27 protein-coding genes, 2 tRNA genes, 1 pseudogene and 1 riboswitch are annotated in these 23,412 nt (G+C 62.3%); of the genes and pseudogenes, 15 read left to right on the forward strand and 15 right to left on the reverse strand.

The window, feature by feature from the left end; translation table 11 throughout:
- Positions 1 to 93: 93 nt before the first annotated feature.
- From SUTH_RS13030 to SUTH_RS13045, 5 genes are all read right to left on the reverse strand, one after another.
- Positions 94 to 687: a Swt1 family HEPN domain-containing protein gene (locus SUTH_RS13030; RefSeq protein ID WP_041099797.1), complete on the reverse strand. Its 594-nt coding sequence runs from the start codon at positions 685 to 687 to the stop codon at positions 94 to 96.
- Positions 680 to 1,327: a DUF5343 domain-containing protein gene (locus tag SUTH_RS19445; RefSeq protein WP_148312935.1), complete on the reverse strand. Its 648-nt coding sequence runs from the start codon at positions 1,325 to 1,327 to the stop codon at positions 680 to 682. The genes SUTH_RS13030 and SUTH_RS19445 overlap by 8 nt, the downstream gene beginning before the upstream one ends.
- A gap of 320 nt (positions 1,328 to 1,647) precedes the next feature.
- Entirely contained in the window at positions 1,648 to 2,199 is a 552-nt protein-coding gene (gene cobU / locus SUTH_RS13035; protein WP_041099799.1) for a bifunctional adenosylcobinamide kinase/adenosylcobinamide-phosphate guanylyltransferase, read from the reverse strand.
- Between the two features lie 13 nt (positions 2,200 to 2,212).
- On the reverse strand, positions 2,213 to 2,590 hold the full coding sequence (locus tag SUTH_RS13040; protein WP_041099801.1) for an HVO_A0114 family putative DNA-binding protein: 378 nt from the start codon (positions 2,588 to 2,590) through the stop codon (positions 2,213 to 2,215).
- Positions 2,591 to 2,592: 2 nt separating this feature from the next.
- On the reverse strand, positions 2,593 to 2,985 hold the full coding sequence (locus SUTH_RS13045; RefSeq protein ID WP_052473630.1) for a DUF6516 family protein: 393 nt from the start codon (positions 2,983 to 2,985) through the stop codon (positions 2,593 to 2,595).
- A 103-nt stretch (positions 2,986 to 3,088) separates the two neighbouring features.
- Positions 3,089 to 3,289, forward strand: a riboswitch (cobalamin riboswitch).
- A 61-nt stretch (positions 3,290 to 3,350) separates the two neighbouring features.
- On the opposite strand from SUTH_RS13045, the gene SUTH_RS13050 reads away from it, so the two are divergent.
- The 4 genes from SUTH_RS13050 (at position 3,351) to SUTH_RS13065 (ending at position 8,110) form a co-directional block, all read left to right on the forward strand.
- Positions 3,351 to 4,499, forward strand: a complete 1,149-nt coding sequence (locus tag SUTH_RS13050) for a nicotinate-nucleotide--dimethylbenzimidazole phosphoribosyltransferase (protein ID WP_197539589.1) — start codon at positions 3,351 to 3,353, stop codon at positions 4,497 to 4,499.
- Positions 4,496 to 5,263, forward strand: a complete 768-nt coding sequence (locus tag SUTH_RS13055) for an adenosylcobinamide-GDP ribazoletransferase (protein WP_041099805.1) — start codon at positions 4,496 to 4,498, stop codon at positions 5,261 to 5,263. Before SUTH_RS13050 ends, SUTH_RS13055 begins: the two co-directional genes overlap by 4 nt.
- Entirely contained in the window at positions 5,248 to 5,769 is a 522-nt protein-coding gene (gene cobC, locus SUTH_RS13060; RefSeq protein WP_041099807.1) for an alpha-ribazole phosphatase, read from the forward strand. The genes SUTH_RS13055 and cobC overlap by 16 nt, the downstream gene beginning before the upstream one ends.
- Before the next feature lie 73 nt (positions 5,770 to 5,842).
- Positions 5,843 to 8,110, forward strand: a complete 2,268-nt coding sequence (locus tag SUTH_RS13065; RefSeq protein WP_041099809.1) for a diguanylate cyclase domain-containing protein — start codon at positions 5,843 to 5,845, stop codon at positions 8,108 to 8,110.
- Positions 8,111 to 8,144: 34 nt separating this feature from the next.
- Here the strand turns inward: SUTH_RS13065 and SUTH_RS13070 are convergent, their stop codons facing one another.
- Both SUTH_RS13070 and SUTH_RS13075 read right to left on the reverse strand, forming a co-directional pair.
- A complete protein-coding gene (locus SUTH_RS13070) occupies positions 8,145 to 8,639 on the reverse strand; it encodes a macro domain-containing protein (protein WP_041099811.1) in 495 nt (164 codons plus the stop codon).
- A 34-nt stretch (positions 8,640 to 8,673) separates the two neighbouring features.
- Complete coding sequence (locus tag SUTH_RS13075) at positions 8,674 to 9,009, reverse strand: hypothetical protein (protein WP_148312936.1); 336 nt, start codon at positions 9,007 to 9,009, stop codon at positions 8,674 to 8,676.
- A 204-nt stretch (positions 9,010 to 9,213) separates the two neighbouring features.
- Here SUTH_RS13075 and SUTH_RS13080 point away from each other — a divergent pair, with 204 nt between their 5' ends.
- The 11 genes and pseudogenes from SUTH_RS13080 to SUTH_RS20375 all read left to right on the forward strand — a co-directional run.
- Positions 9,214 to 10,185 (forward strand): IS5 family transposase, encoded by a 972-nt coding sequence (locus SUTH_RS13080; protein WP_041097738.1) that lies wholly within the window; start codon positions 9,214 to 9,216, stop codon positions 10,183 to 10,185.
- A 108-nt stretch (positions 10,186 to 10,293) separates the two neighbouring features.
- Entirely contained in the window at positions 10,294 to 11,025 is a 732-nt protein-coding gene (locus SUTH_RS19810; protein WP_070099347.1) for a hypothetical protein, read from the forward strand.
- Positions 11,026 to 11,315: 290 nt separating this feature from the next.
- Positions 11,316 to 11,483 (forward strand): hypothetical protein, encoded by a 168-nt coding sequence (locus SUTH_RS19710; protein WP_171817367.1) that lies wholly within the window; start codon positions 11,316 to 11,318, stop codon positions 11,481 to 11,483.
- On the forward strand, positions 11,483 to 11,890 hold the full coding sequence (locus SUTH_RS13090; protein WP_041099813.1) for a type II toxin-antitoxin system VapC family toxin: 408 nt from the start codon (positions 11,483 to 11,485) through the stop codon (positions 11,888 to 11,890). The genes SUTH_RS19710 and SUTH_RS13090 overlap by 1 nt, the downstream gene beginning before the upstream one ends.
- Positions 11,891 to 11,942: 52 nt before the next feature.
- Positions 11,943 to 12,557, forward strand: a complete 615-nt coding sequence (locus SUTH_RS13095; protein ID WP_231851011.1) for a helix-turn-helix domain-containing protein — start codon at positions 11,943 to 11,945, stop codon at positions 12,555 to 12,557.
- 140 nt (positions 12,558 to 12,697) lie between these two features.
- The gene (locus SUTH_RS13100) at positions 12,698 to 13,351 is read left to right on the forward strand and encodes a hypothetical protein (protein WP_041099817.1); all 654 of its coding nucleotides are present in this window, start codon (positions 12,698 to 12,700) and stop codon (positions 13,349 to 13,351) included.
- Positions 13,348 to 13,476: a hypothetical protein gene (locus SUTH_RS20255; RefSeq protein WP_269450445.1), complete on the forward strand. Its 129-nt coding sequence runs from the start codon at positions 13,348 to 13,350 to the stop codon at positions 13,474 to 13,476. The genes SUTH_RS13100 and SUTH_RS20255 overlap by 4 nt, the downstream gene beginning before the upstream one ends.
- 277 nt (positions 13,477 to 13,753) lie before the next feature.
- Positions 13,754 to 15,505 (forward strand): replication endonuclease, encoded by a 1,752-nt coding sequence (locus SUTH_RS13105; RefSeq protein ID WP_231851012.1) that lies wholly within the window; start codon positions 13,754 to 13,756, stop codon positions 15,503 to 15,505.
- Positions 15,502 to 16,221 carry a hypothetical protein gene (locus tag SUTH_RS13110; RefSeq protein WP_148312938.1) on the forward strand — a complete coding sequence of 240 codons (720 nt, stop codon included), beginning with the start codon at positions 15,502 to 15,504 and terminating at the stop codon, positions 16,219 to 16,221. Before SUTH_RS13105 ends, SUTH_RS13110 begins: the two co-directional genes overlap by 4 nt.
- Entirely contained in the window at positions 16,218 to 16,406 is a 189-nt protein-coding gene (locus tag SUTH_RS19450) for a hypothetical protein (protein ID WP_148312939.1), read from the forward strand. The genes SUTH_RS13110 and SUTH_RS19450 overlap by 4 nt, the downstream gene beginning before the upstream one ends.
- 312 nt (positions 16,407 to 16,718) lie before the next feature.
- Positions 16,719 to 17,102, forward strand: a pseudogene (locus SUTH_RS20375) (recombinase family protein); the annotation flags it as partial.
- A gap of 771 nt (positions 17,103 to 17,873) precedes the next feature.
- On the opposite strand, the gene SUTH_RS20105 reads toward SUTH_RS20375, so the two are convergent.
- From SUTH_RS20105 to phbB (SUTH_RS13160), 8 genes are all read right to left on the reverse strand, one after another.
- The gene (locus SUTH_RS20105; protein WP_041099824.1) at positions 17,874 to 18,068 is read right to left on the reverse strand and encodes a hypothetical protein; all 195 of its coding nucleotides are present in this window, start codon (positions 18,066 to 18,068) and stop codon (positions 17,874 to 17,876) included.
- Between the two features lie 115 nt (positions 18,069 to 18,183).
- Positions 18,184 to 18,259: transfer RNA gene (locus tag SUTH_RS13130), tRNA-Glu, on the reverse strand.
- A gap of 8 nt (positions 18,260 to 18,267) precedes the next feature.
- A tRNA-Ala gene (locus SUTH_RS13135) sits at positions 18,268 to 18,343 on the reverse strand.
- Between the two features lie 15 nt (positions 18,344 to 18,358).
- On the reverse strand, positions 18,359 to 19,810 hold the full coding sequence (locus SUTH_RS13140; RefSeq protein WP_041099826.1) for an FAD-binding oxidoreductase: 1,452 nt from the start codon (positions 19,808 to 19,810) through the stop codon (positions 18,359 to 18,361).
- On the reverse strand, positions 19,807 to 21,165 hold the full coding sequence (gene rimO, locus SUTH_RS13145) for a 30S ribosomal protein S12 methylthiotransferase RimO (protein WP_041099828.1): 1,359 nt from the start codon (positions 21,163 to 21,165) through the stop codon (positions 19,807 to 19,809). Before rimO ends, SUTH_RS13140 begins: the two co-directional genes overlap by 4 nt.
- Complete coding sequence (phaR, locus tag SUTH_RS13150) at positions 21,162 to 21,713, reverse strand: polyhydroxyalkanoate synthesis repressor PhaR (protein WP_041099830.1); 552 nt, start codon at positions 21,711 to 21,713, stop codon at positions 21,162 to 21,164. Before phaR ends, rimO begins: the two co-directional genes overlap by 4 nt.
- 93 nt (positions 21,714 to 21,806) lie before the next feature.
- Complete coding sequence (gene phbB / locus SUTH_RS13155; protein ID WP_041099832.1) at positions 21,807 to 22,547, reverse strand: beta-ketoacyl-ACP reductase; 741 nt, start codon at positions 22,545 to 22,547, stop codon at positions 21,807 to 21,809.
- An 83-nt stretch (positions 22,548 to 22,630) separates the two neighbouring features.
- A complete protein-coding gene (gene phbB / locus SUTH_RS13160; protein ID WP_041099834.1) occupies positions 22,631 to 23,371 on the reverse strand; it encodes an acetoacetyl-CoA reductase in 741 nt (246 codons plus the stop codon).
- Between the last annotated feature and the right edge of the window lie 41 nt (positions 23,372 to 23,412).

Raw genomic sequence — 23,412 nt, forward strand, 5'->3', positions numbered from 1 at the left:
AAGTCGGCGCTGGCGAGACGGCGAATGAGTGCTCAGAAAACTAAATCAAGCTGACCCCAGATGGTTAGTTCCGGTGGAATGATGGGTTGGAGATCATTCCATCAACCGGAACCAATCACGAACCGTGAGTTGCAATCTAAGTTGCTCGTCCTCCGCCAAGGGACTGCAATGCGCGATCGGATTGCGCAACGCATTCAAACTTGCCATTACTCTCTCCACGGCCTTCTTGCTGTTGAACAACGCGCCAAAAATATCCCAGTTTGTGCTGATAATTACGGAGAGCTCACCAAAGGTCGTGTAGTCAAGTTCGTCCAGAGAACGCCGCGTGATCCCTGCGTCAAGCTCCTTCTGGATTCTTGACGAGACTTCTGACTGAATGTTCGGCGGAACCCTCGGCGAAGTCCACCAATCCGGCGTCCTATCTGCTGCTTCGATAGTCTCTGAGACAAGCGCCCGAATCGACTTCTCTAATGAGTAGAAGATTTCGTAGTGTCTCGCCATTTGAGCGGCTTCGGCACGAACTGCAGCGTCGAATTGCGGATAGTAAACGTCGTCTACATTTTGCGTCGGCGTTGGAAGGTGGCCCAAGTCGACTCCATGTATTCTTGCAATGCGCGATAGCTCTTCGGCAACAATTTGGTTTGTCATGCCGAATGCTTTGATTTGCTTAAGCACAGACTTATTCATTGCCGGATAGGATGTGTTCTTTCAGGCTGCGAAAAATAGCGTTGAATACCGCTTGGTCGGATGTTGCTGGCAAGTTCAAATTGATTGTGTATGAAAGATTGAGTCCCACTCCACCCGATGTGGGCGGACTTTGGGGTCTTGGGACGTATGGCGGTTGCGCGCTTTCGACAGTGGGCGAGGCGACGGGAGGCGATTCTGATTGCACTGCGGCTGAATCAAAATCTGCGAATGTCTTGAGATTTTTTAGCGTTGAAAATACGAGCGCCGTAACTCGGCTATCAGCTTCCGCACCAGTGACTTGCGTAATTAGCGCTTGAAGTTCCCTATCGCTAAGCAGATGAAAAAATTCATTTGCTTGCAGAAGATCTCTGTAGCCAATTCGAATTGCATCAGCTACTGCTGCGCCACCTGTGGCTGGATTGCGGAATCGCTTGTATAAGTCTGTCGGTGCTCCATCAGAGCCTACAAAACCAATTCTCTTAAGGTAAGGCGGAATAATTCCTCCTGTACCCCCCTTGATTTGGAGCACCGTTGAAACAAAATCCTTAGTTACCCGCTCTGGGGTGGCGGCAGAACGAATCTTTTCCAAGGCCGTCTTGATTGCGCCAGGAGCAGAAAGGTAGGGAAGAGATGCGGCCATCAAGTTCTCCTTGGTGTAATTGGTGATCTCCAACGTTATGTGTGGCACCTAATTGACGGAATGCTTTCCGTCATGACGCAAAACATCCCGTCACTTGGGATGAATGCAACGCAGTTCATCAATCGCTTGCTGAATTCCATCACGGCCTCAATCGAATTTGGCGAATCCTGCAACGGCTGCTTTTGCGCCCATTGAAAGTCGGCGCTGGCGATACGGCGAACGGAACGGTCTGGAGCGGAACGCTTCCCGGCTGGCAAGTTTCCTGCCGGATCAAGCTACCCAATCGGAATTAGACGCCTCATTCCGACTTATGACAAGTGCTATGCGCCCTTGAGTTCCAGCGGCAAGCCCGCCGCGACGAAAGTCACGCGTTGTGCGATGCGGGCGATGGACTGGTTCAGGCGGCCGGCGTCGTCGACATAGAGGCGCGTGGCGGCGCCGAGCGGCACGATGCCGAGGCCCACTTCGTTGCTGACCAGGATGATTCGGCCGGGGAGATGCGGCAGGCAGTCGAGCAGGGCCGAGGTTTCGAAGGCCAGCAGCGGGCAACTCACTTCTTCGCCGGCTTCGGCCTGGCGCGCGGCGTTGCCGGCGTAGAGCAGGTTGGTCAGCCACAGCGTCAGGCATTCCACCAGCAGGCAGCGATCGGGCGCGGCGTGGGTGCTCAGCGCGGTGGCAAGGTGCAGCGGCTCTTCCACCAGACCCCAGTGCTGCGCCCGGCGCGACTGGTGGTGGGCGATGCGTCGCGCCATTTCCGCGTCGCCGGCCTGCGCGGTGGCGATGTAGGTGACGGCGAGGCCGGAGTCGGCCGCGCGCTGTTCCGCCAGTGCGCTCTTGCCCGAACGGGCGCCGCCGAGTATGAGTTCGATCATGGAGTGTCGCCGCTCAGGCCACCGCCACCCGGTCATCGAAACGGCAGACGTCGATATCCACCGTGAGCCGGTGGATCGCGACTTCCGGCACCTTGGCTTTGCCGGTGCCGGGCTTCAATCGCACGAAGCCGCCGGCGACCAGCCTGCTCAGGGTGCGGCTGACGTTCGACTCGGCGCGGCCAACCAGCCGTGCGAGGTCGGCAACCGATGCCGGCTTGCTGTTCTCGATCACGGCGAGCAGTTGCCGGTTGTCCGGAGTCAGCAAGCGCATCACCGCGTCGACGGAATCGAATGACATCTGCGCGGCATCGGCGGGAGGCTGGTGTTTGCCCTTGGCGACGGCCAGCATTTCCGCCTTGAGTTGTTTCATCGACTGAATCTTGAGTCCCATGTTCAATCCTCCTGATCGTCCACAATTTCGAAGGCCACGCCCTGCTCGTTCAAGATGCGCTCGGCCTCCCTGAAAAAATCCTCCAGCAGTTTCTCGACCGAAATGAAGTCGTAGGGGCGCCCTTCGTCCGTCGCCGTGCGGTGCCAGTGATCCGCTTCGAGTTTCGGCTTCACGTAGCGACCGCCCCGATGCGGCACCGGATGCGCGTTGTCGAAGCCGAGCAGCCGCGTTCCGCCGGGTGAGTGCAGGGTCAGCGAATACGCTATGCCGTGAGGCGTCCTGACCGCCATCTCGATCAGCCGCACTTCGAATCTCAGCGTGTGCCCGCTGGCGAAAAAGTGCACCCGGCCGTCGTAGGCAAGTAGCAACTCAAGCGCGTATTCCGGCAATTTCATCGACGCATCCTATCATCACTCGATATGATGCGCAATGAGTGGCGCGGCATTGGCTGAGCCGACGAATCGGCGACGGATGATTGCAGACTCGCCCGCGAGACCGCATAATTCGCCCCGATTCGGTGGAGGCGCGTTCGGCAGCACGGCCTCCAGGGAACACGGTGCGGGGCAACCCAATTCCGTGGCGGGCCCGCCGCTGTAACCGGGGACAACGCTTGCACGAAGCCACTGGGGTAATGCCCGGGAAGGCGCAAGCGAAGGACGATCCGGAAGCCAGAAGACCGACCGATGATTTTCAACAGCCCGTGGCGCGGGCTTGTTTCGCGTTTGGACGCGCGAGGCAAGGCCGCGTTGCGCTTGAGAGGATGAATCGGATGCATTCCCCGCAAAGCAATTCCCGCTTTGAAATTTCCGCGCTGGATCGCGGCATGGCCGTCGACTTGCAGCGCAAGATCGACCAGAAGACCAAGCCGCTGGGCGCGCTCGGCCGCCTCGAAAGCCTCGCGCTGCAGCTCGGCCTGATCCAGCGCAGCCTCGCACCGCGCGTCGTCAATCCGCACGTGCTGGTTTGCGCCGGCGACCACGGCGCGGCGAAAGCCGGCGTCTCGGCCTTTCCGCAGGAAGTCACCTGGCAGATGGTGGAGAACTTCCTCGCCGGCGGCGCGGCGATCAACGTGCTGGCGAAGCAGGCCGGCATGAGGCTGGTGGTGGCCGATGCCGGCGTGGCGCATGAATTCGGCCCGCGCGAAGGCTTGGCAAACATGAAAGTCGGCGCTGGCGGTACGGCGAATTATCTTGAAGGCGCGGCCATGAGCGATGCCGAATGCGCCACCGCAATGGCGAACGGCGCAACGCTGGCGCGCGACTTCGCCGCCGCCGGCTGCAACGTGCTCGGCTTTGGCGAGATGGGCATCGGCAACACGGCGTCGGCCTCGCTGATCACCCACTGCATCACCGGCCTGCCGCTAGCGGACTGCGTCGGGCGCGGCACCGGGCTCGACGACGCCGGGCTGGCGCGCAAGCGCGTGCTGCTGGCGCAGGCCTTGTCCGCTTGGCCGGAACGGCCACCGATCAATCGCCTCCCCCTCGCGGAGGGGGAGGTCGGGAGGGGGAGCCCACATTTGGGCAAAGCCGAAGCGGGTCAAGACGCCTTGCGCGTCTTGACCCGCTTCGGCGGCTTCGAGATCGCCATGCTGGCCGGCGCGATGCTGGCCGCTGCCGAAGCGCGCATGACGCTGCTGATCGACGGCTTCATCGTCACCAGCGCGCTGCTGGTGGCGGCGCAGGTATCGCCGGCGATCCTCGACTACTGCGTGTATGCGCACTGCTCGAACGAAGCCGGCCACCGCCGGCAGCTCGACTGGCTCAAGGGCCGGCCGCTGCTCGACCTCGGCCTGCGCCTGGGCGAAGGCACCGGCGCGGCACTGGCGCTGCCGCTGCTCAACGCCGCCTGCGCCTTCATGAACGAGATGGCGAGCTTCGAGTCGGCCGGGGTCAGCGAGAAGACCGGATGAAGCGCGAGCTGGAATATTTCTTCGCCGCGCTGCGCTTCTTCACGCGGCTGCCGGTGCCGCGCTGGGTGGGGCACACGCAGGACCAGCTCGACCACGCGGCGCGCTACTTCCCGCTGATCGGCATCCTCATCGGCGCGATCGGCGCCGGCGTGACGGAACTCGCGGCGCTGGCGCTGCCGATCGGCGCGGCGGTGCTGCTCGGCATGGCGGCGACGATACTCGCCACCGGCGCCTTCCACGAGGACGGCTTCGCCGATTCCTGCGACGGCTTCGGCGGCGGCTGGGACAAGGCGCAGGTGCTGGCGATCATGAAGGATTCGCGCGTCGGCAGCTATGCGACGCTGGGTGTCGGCCTGATGCTGCTGGCCAAGTGGAACGGGCTGGTGGAACTCGATGCGGCCTTCGGTCCGCCGCTGCTGGCCATCGCGCTGGTCGCCGGGCATGCGGTGTCGCGGCTGGCGTCGACGCTGCTGATCTTTTTCCTTGAGTATGCGCGCGACGACGACAGCTCGAAGTCGAAGCCGCTGGCGCAGCGCATGGCGGGCGGCGAACTGGCCATCGCCGCAACGATCGGCCTCGCGCCCTGCCTGCTGCTGCCGCCGATCGACGCGCTGGTGGCGCTGGCCGCCGTCGCGCTGGCCGCCCTGCTCGCCGCGCGCTATTTCGTGCGCCGCATCGGCGGCTATACCGGCGACTGCCTCGGCGCCGTGCAGCAGGTGTGCGAGCTGGCGTTCTACCTGGGGCTGCTGTGCAGCTTTACCTGATCCGCCACCCGACGCCGCAGGTGGCCATGGGCATCTGCTACGGCCGCACCGACCTGGCGCTGGCCGGGGATGTTGCCGCCGCCGCGGCGCGCATCGCTCCGCAACTGCCAACGCAGGCGCCGCTGTTCACCAGCCCGCTGCAACGCTGCCGGCAACTGGCCGACGCCCTGCACCCGGCGCCTCGGAGCGACCCGCGCCTGCGGGAGATGAATTTCGGCGCCTGGGAAATGCGGCCGTGGAACCAGATCCAGCGTGAGGCGCTGGATGGCTGGGCCGCCGACCCGCTGGGCTATGCGCCGCCCGGGGGCGAATCGGTCGCGCAGTTGCAGGCGCGGGTGCAGGATTTCGTCATGGAGCTGCGGCGCGAAGGCCTGGAGCACGCCGCGCTGGTGACGCACGCCGGCGTGCTGAAAGTCATCGTCGGCCATTCGCGGCAACTGCCGGCAAGGGAATGGATGGCGCTGAAGTTCGAGTACGAGAGCGTGATTTGCGTAAGCATCCAATGAGCCGCGGCTGACCGTCTGTCGGGCCGGCGGGCGGCGGATGAGTTGAATCCCCGTTTGGCATACACTAGTCGCCATGATTCCAGCCCGCCATAGCCGGTTTGGCATTCCGCCGCTCGTCGCACTGCTGCTCGCGGTGCTCTGGGCAACCGCCGGCTACCGTGCCTTTGCGGAACGGGAACGCGTGATCGCGGCCAAGGAAGTCGAGCTGACCAAGCTGGTCGTGGCGGTGGAGGAGCAGACGCAGCGACTGCTGCGCCTGACCGAGGCGACACTGGTCGTGACCAGTCGCTGGATAGAGGAGCATCCGGGTGTTTATCCCGGACAGAACCTGGCCTTCATCGATCTGGTTGGAAATTTGCGGCGCCTGTCGGATGATGCCCTCGAAATACGCATCCTGGACGCCAAGGGTGGCGCCCACGTCGTTCCGGCACCCACCCGTGCGGCAGTAGCCAATGTCGCCGAGCGCGAGGCCTTTCGGGTGCAGCAGGATCCGCGAACCCGGGGATTGTTTGTCGGCGAACCGGTACTGAGCCTCGTCAATTCCCGCTGGGTGATACCCGTCTCCTATCCGGTACTCGGCCCCGACCCGCAGTTCTCCGCCGTTGCAGCTCCCATCCAGATCGACCGCATCACCCGTCCCTTCGAAGAGCAGCGCCTGAAGCCGAACGGCTCGGTGACGCTGATCAAAACCAATGGCGCCACCTTGTTTCGCACCCCCGCCATCGAGGGATCGATCGGCAAGAACATTTCCCAGGCGCCGGATTTCATCAAGCACCTGAATGCCAGGGAGCGCGGCGTGTACCGCGTCAAGGGCGCCTTCGATGGCATCGAACGCATGGTCGGGCACGCGCGGCTGGCGAGTTATCCGGTCATCATCGCAGTCACCGCCAGCGTCGATGACGCCCTGCTGCCGTGGCGGCGCGACCTGTATCAGTTGCTGCTCTTCGTTTTCGCCGTGTCGGGCTTCGCGCTGTTTTTCAGCCATCGCTCGGTGCGCGGCGCCCGCCTGGCCCAGGAGAAGCTGGCCGACAGCGAGCAGCGCTTCCGCACCCTGATCGAGCACGCGCCGGATGCGATCCTGGTCTTCGACGTCGATGAGGGGCGGATAGTCGAAGCCAATCCGATGGCCGAGAGGCTGTTCGAACGCACCCGCGGCGAATTGCTTAGCGGCGGCGTGGAACGCTTCTACGCTCCGATCCAGCCCGGCGGCCTCTCCGCAATCGAGAGTATCCGGGAAGTGCAGGAGCGCTGCTTCAAGGGCGAGTCGGTGCTGGTCGAACGGCGCATCCTGAGTTCGTCGGGCAGCGAAAAGACCGTTGAAGTGCGCGTCGACAACATGTCCTCAGGCGGCCGCCGACTGGCGCGCGGCAGCTTCATCGACATTACGGAACGCAAGGCGGCGGAAACCGCGCTGCGTGAGAGCGAGGCGCGCCTGCGGGTGCTGATGGAAACTTCCCCGCTGCCGATGCTGATCGCCACCCCGCCGCCGGAGGGCAGGACGCTGATGCTGAACCATCGCTTCATCGAAGTGATCGGCTACACCCTCGTGGACATCCCCAACCTCGACGCGTGGTGGCGGCGCGCCTACCCCGATGCGGGCTACCGCATGGAGATGCAACGCCGCTGGAGCGAAGCCGTGCAGCGAATGATCGACTCGGGGCAGCACTCGCTGCTGGAGCCCTTCGCCGCCGAAATCGCCTGCCAGGACGGCTCACACCGTTTCGTCGACATCCACATGTCGGTGTATGGCGATCGCTGCCTGGTGGTGTTCAACGACCTCACCCAGCGCCACGCCGACGAGGTGGAACTGGCGCGCATCGCCAACTACGACATCCTCACCAACCTGCCCAACCGCCGCCTGCTCACCGACCGCATGGAACAGGCCATCGCCCGCACCCGGCGCAAGGGCCGGATGCTGGCGGTGTGCTACCTCGATCTCGACCAGTTCAAGCCGGTCAATGATCGTTACGGGCATGAGGCGGGCGACAAGGTGCTGGTCGAATCGGCGCGGCGCATGAGCGAGGCGATCCGCGCCGAGGACACTGCCGCCCGCCTGGGCGGCGACGAATTCGTGCTGCTGCTGGCTGACCTGGAACACGTCGATGAATGCAACGGGGTGCTGGCGCGGGTGATTTCTTCCCTGGCCGCGCCCTTCGTGCTCGGCGAGAACACCAGCGTTTCGCTTTCGGCCAGCATCGGCGTCGCACTGTACCCCGACGGCGGCGAGACGCCGGACGAACTGATGCGCAACGCCGATCAGGCGATGTATGCGGCGAAGCACGCCGGCCGCAACCGCATCAGCTTTTTCGAACCGGTCCAGGGGAAGAAGGCCGGCCGCTGACGCCGGGTTGAATCGAATGGCGATCCGCTGCCGGCTATGGGAGGGCCGGCGGATTCATCGACTGGCCTCGATAGCGAACCACGGTGACCGCGGCCGGCGACGTCACTCGCGAAAATGCATCCAGCATCAGCGCCAGGGCATCCGCCTGCCGATATCCGCCCGTGCCGGCGCCGATGACGGGGAATGCCACCGAGCCGAAGCCGTGTCGATTCACGAGATCCATGGCCGAGGCCACCGAGCCCTGAATCGATTCCCTGGACGAACGCCACAGCATGCTGATCCCGGCGACGTGAATGATGGCTTTGCAGGGCAGCCGGCCCGCCGAGGTCATGACCGCTCCGCCGAGCGGGATCGGCCCCAGCCGGCCCAGCTCGATGAAGGGCCGGTAGCCGCCGCGCTTCTTGATGGCGCCGGAAACGCCTTGCGGGACCAGCAGCCACCAGGGGATGATGTTGCGGTTCCAGGCATTGACGATGACCTCCACGGGCTGATCAAGCAGGTTTCCGTCGATGACGTTCGGCGAAACCATGGCCGTCAGCCTCTATCAGACACGCGGGTTACCCTCACTCGCGCAGCGTCTGACGGTCATGTCGGCCGGCCTGGCTTTTTCTGCTGGCGACATTCCCGATCCAGATTGCCGCGGCGGCGACAAGCAGGGTTTCGGCGAGCCAGATCGACAGCCAGTGCCACCACGCCAGATCGAGCGGCAGCGTCGTCTTGTCGAGCAGCGAAAGCCCGAGCATGGTCAGCAGCGGCACCTGGATGGCAGCCGCGGCCACGCACGGCACCTGCCCCTGGCTGCCGCCTTGCGTCACATAGCTTGTGCGCATGTAAAAGACGAACGCTCCCGCGGCGATCACGAGGCACAGAACACCCAGCACCTGCAGCATCATCGTCATCCTGAGTCCCCGGGTTGCGGCCCGGCGGCCTTTCGCCATGATTCGAGCCGAATTGCGCTATCGTAAGCCAAACTTTTCCGAGATCATGCATCAATCATCCCATGCGCGCATTCATTAGGGAAACACTGAATAAGGTACAAACACTGTGAACGATCTCATCGTCATTGGGTCAGACAAAGAGTGTTGATCACAAGGGATAGAACGATGAAACAAATGACGCTGGCGGCGACACGAGGATTCGAGAAGCACAACCGTGCGACGCGCAAGGCGGAGTTTCTGGCGCGGATGGATCGCCTGATGCCGTGGGCCGAGTTCTGCGCCGTGATTGAACCGCATTACCCGAAGGCCGGGAATGGCCGGCCACCGGTGGGACTGGAGCGCATGCTGCGGATGTACTGCGTCGCCAACTGGTTCAACCTGGCCGACGAAGCCTGTGAAGACGCCCTCTACGATGTCCCCGTGTTTCGTGAGTTCTGCCGCATCGACCTGGGCCGGGAACGGGTGCCAGACGCCACGACCCTGCTGCACTTTCGGCATCTTCTGGAACGTCACGATCTGGGAGCCGCCATGTTCGCCAAGATCGGCGAATTGCTGCTGGCCAACGGCATGAAGCTCTCCGGCGGCACGATTGTCGATGCCACCCTGATTGCCGCGCCGCCCTCGACCAAGAACCAGGAGAAGAGCCGCGACCCGGAGATGCACCAGACCAAGAAGGGCAACGAGTGGCACTTCGGCATGAAGCTGCACATCGGCACGGACAGCCAGAGCGGACTGGTCCATAGCGCCAGCGTCACGGCCGCCAACGTTCATGACAGCCACCAAGTGCCGAACCTGCTGCATGGTGCGGAAACTCGCTTCTACGGCGACAGCGCCTATCGGGGCCAAGAGCAGCGTAAGCGGCTGAAGGTCATCGCGCCGAAGGCGAAGGACTTCACCAACAAGCGCGCCTATCGGAACAACCCGCTGACGGACGCCGACAAGGAAACCAACCGCCGCAAGTCCAGCGTGCGATCCAAGGTCGAGCACCCGTTCCTGACCGTGAAGCGCCTGTGGGGCTTTGCCAAGGTTCGCTATCGCGGTCTGGCAAAGAACGCCAATCGCGCCTTTGCCATGCTGGCGATGCTCAACGTCAGCATGTGGGCACGACCATTGACGGGAGAGGTGCGTCCGGCATGAGCAAGACAAGGGAGAATTCCCCCTTATCCGCTCCCGAATGGGCCAAGCACCCCATGAATATGGCATTTCCGTCACAGTTTCGTCTCTATTTCAGCCCGTCGCCGTTTTTTGCGGTGGCTTGTTCAGCATTTCCTTAGCGAATACCTCCGCCCCTGGAAGCTGGCAAGCTTCGCCACCGGCTTCGGATTGCTGCTGGCCGGGGCCGACTATTACCGTGCGCCTGATTGGGATTATGCGATCAGCTTCATCATGGCCACGCTGACCTATCTGACCGCGCCGTGGTCGGTACGCGTGCTGAAGGATCGGCGCTGGCGCTGGGCGCCCCTTGCCCTGTTCTGGTACTACTTCACGGTGGATGGCTGCTACTGGCTGTATTGGCGGAGCGTCAAGCCGGAGGCGCTCGACATGCGCGAGGCGAATTTCTATGCGTCGTCGTGCCTGTATTGGCTTTGCGGATTCATCTGGCTGCATCGCGGCCCGCTGCGAAAATTGTTGCGCCGGCAGGAAGACGATGCCGCCGGGCAGGATGAGCTTACCGTGCGGCAAATGGCAGCCAGAGTCCTCGTCACGATAGCGCTGTTCTGGATGGCATTCTTCATCTACTCGACCACAACGGGCAAGGAGCGGGTGACCGGGTTATGCCGACAAATCGCGCCGGGGATGGATGTCGGTCAATTGACGGCGTTTGCCGAGGATCATGGCCTCGGCCCCTGGCGACATCTGAATTCCGGGACAAAACTGGCCTACCTTGCGGAGGCGAGAACGGCGGGCCGGCATGCCTGCCGCATCGAATTCGAGGGAGGCAAAGTGCGAAATGCCACCTACAGCCACGCTGACTGACCGGGAATCATGAATGCCCGGCAACGCAGAAGAAACAAAAAAGCCACCCTTGCGGGTGGCTTCTTTGTTTTTGTGGCGTCCCCACGGCGAGCCGAGCAAATCCCCGCCTGTCAAAACCTCGCTATCCGGGTGATTCAATCCCTGAAGCTGGCCGCCTAGACTGGGGCGGTTCCGGCATAGCCGACCGGTAGCGCCCTCCCCTGCCCACTGTTCATCGTTTGCCGCCGTTGCCTTCCGGGGCTATCATCTCGCCTGTATCTACTGGGACGGGGAAAATCATGGCCGTAGTCATGAAAAAAGCGAAAGCAGGGGCCAAGGTCGCAAAGCAGGCCCCCGCGCCGAAAGCCGGCAAGGTCATCAGCGAAGTCGACCTGTTGATCGCTCGACTGAAGCGATTCAGGAAAGGACAGCGCGCCGGCTTTGATCTGCGCGAAGCCATCGAAGACGGCAGGGACTGATGCCCTTCGTCGTCGACAATTCTGTCGTTTCCGGCTGGTATCTCGCCAAACAGGCAACGCCCTACACCGATGCCGTGCTCGACAAGCTGCGGCACGATACCGCCATCGTTCCGCCCTTGTGGGAACTGGAGCTGGTCAACGTGGGCAGGACGGCTGTAAAACGAAGCACCCTGACCGACGACGAGGCCCGCCTTGCCGTTTCTTTCGTGTTGGGGCTACCGATCACCGTCGACCGTGCCATCGTGCCGCCTGAGCGTGTCCTGTCGCTGTCCCTGACCTACGATCTGACCGCCTACGACGCCGCCTATCTGGAACTGGCCATGCGCCTAAAGCTGCCGATCGCCTCAAAGGATGGGCCGCTGAAGGTCGCCGCTCAAAAGTCCGGTGTCGGAGTTGTTGCAGCATGACGGCAACTGCCGGATCACCAGCAACCACGCGGGAGTTGAGGTGGTTGAACTAATGGTTGCCAAGAAGAAAACCCAAGCTGACCAGGCGGCGCAAACCTTGGTTGTAGCTGAGCCTATCGACGCCATTGCCGCAGAACTGCGAAAGGCCCGAGAGGCTAGTGGCGCGAGTTTTTCCGACCTCCATCGGGTAACGGGGCTGTCTCGCACCACTTTGCACCAGTATGAGGCTGGAACAAGAAAGCCAGGTGCCCGCGAAATACGATTGCTCTGTGACGCCCTAAACACGACTCCCAATCGATTGATCTACGGAACGGAAGAGCCTTTCAAGGGGAAAAGTCGCCTGCACGCTATGCTCGATCTGTCCAGCGAGGATCTCCGAACAGCTCGCCTCGCGATGCTCCTTATGATGCTCAGCAAGGATGAACGTGACGCTTGGATCACTCTGTTGGGTGAGTCCATAAAAGCCCGCACGGGTGGTGGCGAGAAGCTGGACGCTACGCTGGATGCCATCGAGGCGGCGACAGAAGTCATGGCCTCCGGAATGGCTGAGGCAATTGAAGCAGCGTTGCCGGCCCAAAAAATCGCGGAGCTTGGTCAAAGCATTGAAGCTGAAATAGCGGCGAGAACCGAGTCCAAAGCCAAGAATCGACGAAAAGCACAGAAGTAGTAGCCGCGTGGCTAGGAGAGCCCGGCATATTTGGCCGGGCTTTTTGTTGACTACTACAACCTCGTTTATGAACAGTTGCACTCAGTTGAATTTTGTGGTTCAATTCATTTGTGTTCAACTGTACCCATTCGAGGAAATATATGAATATCCCGCAAAACCTACCCATCACACCCCTTCAATCGAAGGCGGCCCGTTACCAACTCGGCCTGACGCAGGCGAACGTAATCCAAGAATCCAGCCTGCCCGGTCACAAGCTCAAGGGCTTCGAGACCGGCCGCCTGATCCCGGACATGAAGTTTCTTGAAGGCTTGGCAAATTTCTACCAGGCCAAAGGCATCGAGCTTTCTGACCTCACGGAAGGCGAAGGCTTGACGCCGGTGAATGCCGCCGCGGTGAAGCCGATGTCCGACAAGCTGCAATCTGTCTCTGGCATGGCCTTCCGCATCGCCGTTCCATTCGACCAGGTGGATACCCTGTTGGAGCGGATGGAGGCCAACGACGAGCGCATTGACGAAATTCTTGCCCAACCGGCGAAGGCGGGATTCCTGTCTGACTATGACGAGTCCACCGAAGCGCTACAGCGCGAACTCTTCGGCCTGATGTCCGCGAACTATCTTCTCTTCCGTGCCCTGCAAGGCAGGTCCCTCACAGCCCGCACCGTGAAGACAGGCGACAAGAGGATTCAGCTCGATCTGCTCAATGCCTGGATGAGTACCGCCGAACTTACTTCCCTCTTGGACTCGGCAAGCACTCCAACTGCCGACGCCTCAGATGACGAAGGGGATGAAGAATGAATATCGCCGCCCCTGTTGCAATGCTCATCGGCCGAGGCAGTGTCCCTGCCTTACTGGTCGCCGGCCTGATCGTCGCCGCGTGGCTGGCCCAGCAACCGAAAATCCAGCAGCCCCCGACCCGCTGACCGGGGGCCACATGGCTTGCCACACACCTGAAGCGGCGGCGGGTTCATCCGCCCCGCACTATCGCGTCTATGACCCATTGCGGGCTGAATGGGCGGCGCCCCATCCCGCCGCTCATCCCATGACGTCAAACCGGCCTGAAGCGGCCCTACACGCTTCAGAGCCGGTCGCTGTCATGCATGGCCGGCAACTGATTGGCCCGTCCCGGCCGTGGCTGGTTGTGCAGCCTGTGTGTCCAATCTGCGAGGACGCTGAATAGCCATGGGACGGATATCGAATTTGGCTGTCGCCGTCCGCAACGGCTATGACCCGTTCGAGGCTCAGCAACGAGATTGGCTTGAAGACACCACGGCGAAATGGCCAGCACGCTGGAAGCGCGATGCCATCACCAGACACAGCCAGTTGTGCACAACGAAAAGTCATGTTGCCGCAAACGAATGGCTGCTCGGTATCGCCGACCAGGTCGCGGCCTGCAAGATCGCGCCGAATGCCTCGGATTCAGACATCACCGACATCGCTTCAAAGCTGGCGAAGCGCGCAAACAGTCGTGCCGCCAGGTGGTCGACCTTGGGCCTCGCCGAAGCCCGCCGGGAAATCGACAAGCTCTGCATAGCCTCAGGTATCCAGCCCCCGACCCCCGACATCCCCGACAGTGGGGCAGTCGCCCGCATGACAGATGCCCTTTGGTGGCGGCGCAAACTGCGCCGCGAACAGGGCCGCGAGCGCGAAGCCATCGCCATCGCCCTGGGCTACGTCCACAAGAAACGAGACATCTACATCAGCGCCGAATCCTTCGCAGCCGAGCAACACAAGGTGCGACGTAATGCCGACATCCTCAAGGGAACCGAGGCCATCAGCGAGGATGGAGAAATCGTCACTCTCTCCGATCTGGCGGAGCACAGCCTGTCGAACCCCACCCTGCGCCGGGGTGAAATGATGGTCCGCATCAAAGGCTATGAGGATGTGTCGCGAGAGCGGGGCCATGCCGGGCTTTTCGTTACTCTGACCTGTCCCAGTCGCATGCATGCACGGCTCGCCAGCACAGGCGCATCGAACCCGGCCTACGACAGCACCACGCCAAGGCAGGCGCAGGCCTATCTCTGCAACCTGTGGGAAGACATCCGCTCCAACTTCAAAAATCGCTACGTCGACGTCTACGGCCTGCGCATTGCCGAGGCCCATCACGATGGCACGCCCCATTGGCATCTGTTGCTGTTTGTCTCGCCTCTGCATGTGGATGCCGTCAGGAACACCATCCGCCGCTATGCGCTGGCCGACTCGCCCGACGAAGCGGGCGCGCAGCAGTACCGCGTCAAGTTCGAGAACATCGATCCACTGAAGGGCAGCGCGGTGCAGTACGTTGCCAAATACATCGGCAAGAACGTCGACGGCACCGGTATCGACCTGGACGAAAACGGTGTGCTCGCCGCCGAATCGCTCGCCCGCGTCACGGCCTGGGCGCGCCTGCATGGCATTCGTCAGTTTCAATTCATCGGCGGCCCGCCGGTGGGCTTGTGGCGCGAAATACGCCGCATCAAGGCGCCAGTGATTGCCGACGCACCCGAAGCCATCGGCAGCGCGTGGCGCGCCGCGCAGAAGGCCGAGGACCGCCAAGCCGACTATGCCGGCCTTATCCGTGCTGTGGGCGGCCCGACCGTCAAGCGTGCAGAACAAGCCATCCAGTTGGCGACGGCCAGCGACGAGCGGCCCGGCCGTTACGGCTGGCAAACCATGGTCAAGCCGGTCGGCGTGTTCCACCTGGACAAGCCGCGACGGGTTTATGCCTCCGAGCGCAAAGTCTGGCAAATCCGCATGCGAGCCGGCGAATTTGGACGGCGTTTTGCTGGTGATCCGGCCGCCGCTCATCGCCCTTGGACTCGTGTCAATAACTGTGCGGGCCGCGCCGCACAAGGCTTTTCAGGCGATCAATTGCGCCCGATGGTGGGTAACGTCATTCCGTTTCCGGGGCTTGGGCCGGCAAGGCCGCCAGGGCAGACCGAAACACCGAATTTCAGCCTGGGGCCACCGTGAAAACGACCAATACGACACTGATAAAAGACGCTACGCACAAGCGGCAGGCGCCTACTCGGGTGTGGGTTCTCGAAGAAATGCCATCGAAATCTTGGGGCGAGATGAACCGGTACATCAGGAAGAACAGCGATGCAATGCACTTGCCGCCCTGGATGGAGCAGGCGGATGAGTGGCCGGAAATCACGCCGGAAAGATTTATTGAGTTGCGCAAGTTCATGCTTCAACTTAAGGCTGTCCAATGCGCGGCGCTGCTTCGCGTGAATCCGAGCACCGTTTGGCGCTGGGAAAATGGTTCGATCCCGATCCCGTTTGCCGCTTACATGGCGCTGCGCCTTTTGCTCGATGTGCGCTTTCTGCCCCACCAAGTGAAGGAGTGGGAAGGGTGGCAGATCATCAATGCCGGACCTGACGTCGGCATGCTCTACGACTCCAAACGCTCGGGAACCATGGTTTCCCCTGGCGACATCCGCGCCGCTCGCTATGCGAAAGGCGAGCGCGATGCCTGGCAGCGCAGGGCTGAGAAAGCTGAAACCAAAGCCGCCGAACTCGAAGCTGAAAACACCCGCCTGCGCCAGTTATTCAACGCCCAAGGCGTCACCAAAGAACTGCGCCAGATGCAGGAAAAGCTGTCCGCCATGCTTGACGACATCGGCACAGCGGAAATCATCGACTACCGGCCCGCCGCAGCGAGTCACCACCAGGAGAAAGCCGCATGACGAAAAACGCACGCCACTGCAAATCGCAGAAGGCCGTTACCGCCAAGGTAATCAACCTGGTCCGGCCAATGCCTACCGTCGCCAAAACCAGCGACTCCGTGTCCGCGGTGGCCACCGATCCCCGCCGCAACCACTTCGCCAACTCGAACGGCTCCCGCTGGGGCCGCACCTTCAGGAGTAATTGACTATGCGCTCACACCAGTTCGATCTCAACCCGACTCTATTCCCTCTCGAAATCGTTGTGCAGCGCTTGCGCTCGTATTGCCGCAACCGCTTTGGCCACAAGGCGCTGACGAAGAAAGGTGGCTGGGCGCGAGCCAGAGCCTTCCGCCTCCTGACCTGCAAGCCGTGGAAGCGTCGTTCCTGATACTCCGCATCGATCCTCGCCGCCGTCGTGTCCGCCCCCATCATCACCATGTTGCCGTCTATCGGGTTGCCAAGCCCGAAGGTCGCGGCTAGGCTGGTGGCACCGGTACTACTTTCTCTTTGGGAGCATCATGGACAGCGCAGCCCTCTACCTGAGATCGAGCAAGGATCGCCACGATGTGAGCCTCGACGCGCAGCGCCGGGAACTGATTGCACTGGCGAAGGCCCGCAACCTCACCATCGTTGAAACCTTCCAGGACGCGGTTGAATCCGGCAAGGATGACCAGCGCCCCGGCTTCCAGACACTGCTGCGGCGAATGAAGGACAAGGATCGCTCCTGGACCTTCCTGCTCGCGCTCGATACCTCGCGCATCGCCCGTAATCAATACCTCGCGCACGCGCTGCATTTCGAGTGTGAGAAACGCGGAATCAAGGTGCTCTATGCCAAGGTGCCGGAAACCAACACCGTGATGGATGTGGTGATTCGCGCCGTCATGCAGTCGTTCGACGAACTGCATAGCCTGATGAGCAAGGAGAAAGGGCTGGGAGGCATGGCGGAGAATGTGCGCCAAGGCTGGCGTGCTGGCGGCAGGGCACCGCTGGGTTACCGCCTGGAGCATATCGCCACGGGAGCGATGCGCGACGGCGCAGCAGTCACCAAATCACGTTTGGTGCGCTCCCCCGAGGCGCATAAGGTGGGGGCGTACATGACGGCCCGAGCAGCCGGCGCAAGCCGCGCCCAGGCAGCAAGTGCGGCGGGCCTGCGCGATATTTCGGATTCATCGCTGATCGGGATGGAATGGAACGCCCTCACCTATGCCGGGCACACGGTCTGGAACGTTCATACCGAGCGGCTGTCGGGCGGAGGCTACAAAGGTGGGACCAAACGCCGGCCGCGTGCCGACTGGGTGATTCAGTACGACACCCACGATCGACTGATAGGCACCGAAGAAGCCGAGGCTATCCTCGCGCGCCTCGAAAAAGGCCGCCCGAAGAGCTACCGGACAAAGGCTGATTACCTGCTCTCAGGCCTGCTGCTGACACCTGAAGGTAAAGCCTGGCACGACGACGGAGACGGCAGCTATCGCCTTGCCGGAAAAGGCCGGCGCATCAGCCAGCAGGCGATTGAGACCGCTGTGGTCGCCAAGTTGCAGGCGGACATGATTTCCGATGCCTTCGTTGCTGAACTGCTGACGGAAGCCAGGCGCATGAGTGCAGCGCCGCCAGATGAACGGCTCAAGCCGCTGCGGACTGAAGTCACCGCAATGACGGTCAAGATCGGGAAGCTAGCCGGCTTCGCCGCCGAGTCGGAGTCTCCGCGCCCTTTCCTCGAAAAAATCGCGGAGCTTGAGCGTCAGCGCGGGCAGATCGCCGACGAGCTGCGCACATTGGAAGATCAGCAGAACGCCGCTGACGTGCTCCGTGCCATCAGCGAGAAAGACATCCGCACGCTGCTGGCCGGTCTGGCCGATCATCTGCATGAAGTCGACCGCGAAGCTCTGAAGGAAATGATCGGCGGAATGGTTGAGCGCGTCGAGCTATGCTCGACTTCGCTCAACGCCCGGCTGCACTACAACTTTGCAGCCGGGGATTTTGTGGCGTCCCCACGGGGATTCGAACCCCGGTTCATACCGTGAAAGGGTATTGTCCTAGGCCTCTAGACGATAGGGACTTATCGTTTGGTGGAGGTACGCGGGATCGAACCGCGGACCTCTTGCATGCCATGCAAGCGCTCTCCCAGCTGAGCTATACCCCCACAAGAGAGCGCGCATTATAGGGAGGCGGGGTCGGCATGTAAAGCCCCCGCGCCGACTTTCGACAAGAGTTTTCCGGGATTCATCAAACCACGCGGATCCAGGGCCTGTTTTACCGCCCGCATCAGGTCCATCTCGGTCTGGCTCTTGTAGCGCAGCACCTCTTCCCGCTTCAATTGCCCCAAGCCATGTTCGGCGGAAATCGAACCGCCGAGCCCATGTACCAGGTCATGCACGATGCGATTGACCGCCCCGGTCTGCGCAATGAATTCGTCGTTCGACTGCGCATCGGACCTGGACTGGTTGTAGTGCAGGTTGCCATCGCCGATGTGGCCGAAGCAGACGATGCGCACCTCGGGGAAGGCGGCCCGCAAGGCCGCATCGGCGCGGGCGATGAATTCGGCGATGCACGAGACAGGCACCGCGATGTCGTGCTTGATCGAGATGCCCTCGATCTTCTGCGCCTCGGAAACGTTTTCGCGCAAGGCCCACAACGCGGCCGTCTGCGCCTCGCTGGTGGCCAGCACGGCATCGTTCACGATGCCGTCTTCGGCGGCCGCCTCCAGCGCCCGTTCCAGCGTTGCCGACAAATCGCCGCCCATGTCACTCGATCCGCCGAGTTCGATCAGCACCTGCCAGGCAGGTTTGCCGAGCAGCGGATCGCGCGCGTTCGGAATGTGTCGCAGCACGAGTTCGAGGGCCGGGCGGCCGACGATCTCAAAGGCCGTCACGTTGTCGCCGGCCGCGTCGCGCAGGCGTCCGAGCAGGCGCACCGCCGATGCGGGATCGGGCACGGCGACCCAGGCGGTGGCATGCGTTCGCGGTCGCGGAAACAGCTTCAGCGTCGCCGCCGTGATCAGGCCCAGCGTGCCTTCGGCGCCGATGAACAGATGTTTGAGGTCGTAGCCGGTGTTGTCCTTTCGCAGGGCGCGCAGGCCGTTCCAGATGCGGCCGTCGGCCAGCACCACTTCGAGGCCCAGCGTCAGTTCGCGGGCATTGCCGTAGCGCAGCACCTGCACGCCGCCGGCGTTGGTGGACAGGTTGCCGCCGATCGTGGCACTGCCCTCGGCCGCCAGCGACAGCGGGAACAGGCGATCCGCCTCGCGCGCGGCCTCCTGCACCGCATGCAGCGTGCAGCCCGCCTCGACCGTGATCGAATTGTTGTCGGCATCGACGGCGCGGATGCGGTTCATGCGTCGCAGGCTGACCACCACTTCGCCGCCCGTCGGCGTTGCGCCGCCGCACAAGCCGGTGTTGCCGCCCTGCGGCACGACGGCCACGCCGGCAGCGACACAGGCGCGCACCACGGCGGCAACTTCTTCCGTGCTGCCGGGCAGCGCCACGCACAAGGCGTTGCCCGAATAGCGGCCGCGCCAGTCGGTGCAGAAGGGCGCGACATCGTCGGCGGCGACGAGCACGCGCGACGCGCCGATGATGAGCCCCAGTTCGCGATGAAAGTCGGCGCTCACGATACGGCGACCGTGGCACTCAGCTGGGCATAAAGGTCGTGCACGTCGCAGTCGATGACATTGACCTCGGCAAACTCGCCGATTTCGAGGTCGTGGCCGTCAGTGATGTACACGAGGCCATCGACATCCGGCGCGTCGCCCTCCGAGCGGGCGATGGCGCCCTCTTCGTCGATGTCGTCGACCAGCACCTTGATGCGGCGGCCGATCTTGCGTTCGAGGCGTTGCGTGGAAATGTCTTCCTGATGCCGCAGCAGGCGCGCCTTGCGCTCCTCGCGGACTTCCTCGGGCAAGGCGCCGGGCAAGTCGTTGGCCGCGGCGCCTGCGACGGGCGAATAGGAGAAGGCGCCGACGCGATCGAGCTGGGCCTCGTCGAGGAAATCCAGCAACTCGTTGAACTCGGCCTCGGTCTCGCCGGGAAAGCCGGTGATGAAGGTGGAGCGGATCGCCAGGTCGGGCACTTCCCTGCGCCAGGCGGCGATGCGGTCGAGCACCTTCTCGGCGGACGCCGGGCGCTTCATCAGCTTGAGGATGCGCGAGCTGGCATGCTGGAAGGGGGCATCGAGGTAAGGCAGGATTTTGCCTTCGGCCATCAGCGGAATCAGGTCGTCGACGCTGGGATAGGGATAGACGTAATGCAGGCGCACCCAGATGCCCAGCTTGCCGAGTTCGCTGCACAGCTCGAACAGCCGCGTCTTGACCGGCTTGCCACCCCAGAAGCCGGTGCGGTATTTCACATCGACGCCGTAGGCGCTGGTGTCCTGCGAGATCACCAGCAGTTCCTTGACGCCGGACTCGGCCAGCACTTCGGCTTCGCGCAGCACCTCGCCGATCGGCCGTGAGACGAGGTCGCCGCGCAGCGAGGGAATGATGCAGAAGCTGCAGCGATGGTTGCAGCCTTCGGAAATCTTGAGGTAAGCGTAGTGGTCGGGCGTCAGGCGGATGCCCTGTGGCGGCACCAGATCGACGAAGGGATCATGCAGCGGCGGCAGATGCTGGTGCACGGCCGCCATGACTTCGGGCATCGCATGCGGCCCGGTGACGGCCAGCACTTTCGGATGCACGGCGCGCACGATGTCCTTGCCTGCCGCATCCTTCTTCGCGCCGAGGCAGCCGGTGACGATCACCTTGCCGTTTTCGGCCAGGGCCTCGCCGATGGCATCGAGCGATTCCTCGACGGCCGCATCGATGAAGCCGCAGGTATTGACCACCACGAGATCGGCGCCGTCATGGCTGCCGGAGATTTCGTAACCCTCGGCGCGCAGCCGGGTGAGGATCTGTTCCGCGTCGGACGCCGCCTTGGGACAGCCCAGTGACACAAAGCCGACTGTCGGCGTCTTGGCTTTGCGTCGCGTCACTTCTTTTCGGACTTTTCTTCCGGCTTGGGGTAAATGCCCGGGAATATCTTGCGCGTCTGTTCCTGCATGGTGTCCTGCATCTGCTGGAACATCTTCTGGCTCTGTTCGACGTAGGTGCCCATCATGTGCTGCATGGCGGGTCCCTGGAACTTGAGGAACTGCGCCCACAGGTCCTGGCTGTCGCCGGCATTTTCGCCGTACATCGAGGCGGCCTGCTCCTTGAGCTTGGCCTGCACCTCGGTGAAGGACCTGATGTTGTTCTCGATGTAGCTGCCCATCATGCCCTGCATCGCATTGCCGTAGAAACGGATCATCTGCGACAGCAGTTCCGAGGAGAACATCGGCGCGCCGCCGGCTTCTTCTTCAAGAATGACCTGCAACAGGATGGCCCGCGTCAAATCGTCGCCGGACTTGGCGTCGACGACCTGAAAGGACTCGTGCGCCAGCACCAGCTGCTTGATATCGGCCAGCGTGATGTAGGTACTGGTCCGCGTGTCATACAGGCGGCGATTCGGATATTTCTTGATCAATCGGCTCTGTCCGGCCATTGTGTTCCCCTCCGAAAAAACCATTTTAATACAAGGGCAGGCAATCCCAAACTGCAACGACCCCCGCCGCAGCGGGAGCCGTTCATGCCTGTATCAGCAGTAATGCAAGCCGCCGTTGATGTTCAGCGTCGCGCCCGTCATGTAACCGGCGAGGTCGGACACCAGATAGGCGCACAGCGCGCCGATTTCTTCCGGCTTGCCCAGGCGGCCGACAGGAATGGTCGCCACGATCGAGTCGCGCACTTCCTGCTTGATCGCCATGACCATGTCCGTGCCGATGTAGCCGGGGGCGATGGCGTTGACGGTGACACCCTTCTTCGCCACTTCGGCGGCGATGGCGCGCGTGAAGCCGAGGATGCCGGCCTTGGCGGCCGAATAGTTGGCCTGGCCGAACTGGCCCTTGATGCCATTCACCGACGACATGTTGATGACGCGGCCCCAGCCGCGGTCGGCCATGCCGGCCAGCACCTGGTGGGTGACGTTGAACACGGAATCGAGGTTGGTGGACAACACGGCATCCCACTGGCCCTTGTCCATTTTCTTGAACACGGAGTCGCGGGTAATGCCGGCGTTGTTCACCAGCACGTCGATCGGACCGACTTCCGCTTCGATCTTCTTCACCATCGCGGCGCAACCTTCGTAGTCGGTGACATCCGCCTCGGCGACGATGAAATTGAAACCTTCCGCCTTCATGTTCGCCAGCCATTCGTCCTTCGGCGGAAAGTTCGGCAGGCAGTTCGCCACCACCGTCATGCCGCTCTGCGACAGCGCCTTGCAGATCGCCGTGCCCAGGCCGCCCATCGCGCCCGTTACCAATGCAATTCTCTTTGTCATTTCTTGTACTCCCTTTGATACGTAAAAAAAACCTTGCGCGGGCGCAGGGCGGGCTGCAAGCCCCGCCCTGCGCCCGGTGACGATCAGTACATGTGCTGACCGCCGTTGATCGAAATATTGGCGCCGGTGACAAACGCGGCTTCTTCGGATGACAGGTAGGCCACCAGGCCGGCGACTTCTTCCGGCTTGCCCAGGCGCGACTGCGGAATCTGCGGCAGGATCTTGCTTTCCAGAACTTCCTGCGGGATCGCCATGACCATCTTGGTGCCGATGTAGCCCGGCGAAATGGTATTCACGGTGACGCCCTTTTTCGCCACTTCGAGGGCCAGCGCCTTGGTGAAACCGTGCATGCCGGCCTTGGCCGCCGAATAGTTGGTCTGGCCAAACGCGCCCTTCTGGCCGTTCACCGAGGAGATGTTGATGACCCGGCCCCAGCCGCGTTCCATCATGCCGTCCATGACCTGCTTGGTCATGTTGAAGCAGGAGTCGAGGTTGGTGTGGATCACCGCGTCCCAGTCGGCCTTGGTCATCTTCTTGAAGGTCATGTCGCGCGTGATGCCGGCATTGTTCACCAGCACTTCCACCGCGCCGACGTCCTTGCTCACCTGCTCGACGCAGGCCTTGCAGGAGTCGAAGTCGCCCACGTCGCAGGGGTAGGCCTTGAAGCCGTAGCCCATGTCGTTCATGGTGCGCAGCCATTCGTGCGCCTTGGTGTTGCTGGGGCTGTATGTCGTCACCACCTTGTAGCCGAGCGCCGCCAGCTTGATACAGATCGCCTCGCCCAGACCGCCCATTCCGCCAGTTACCAGTGCAACTCGTAGCATTTTGCTTCTCCTCTCACTTTATTGTCGGGATGGGGCTTGCA

It is taken from the genome of Sulfuritalea hydrogenivorans sk43H (assembly GCF_000828635.1).
Lineage (GTDB): Bacteria > Pseudomonadota > Gammaproteobacteria > Burkholderiales > Rhodocyclaceae > Sulfuritalea > Sulfuritalea hydrogenivorans.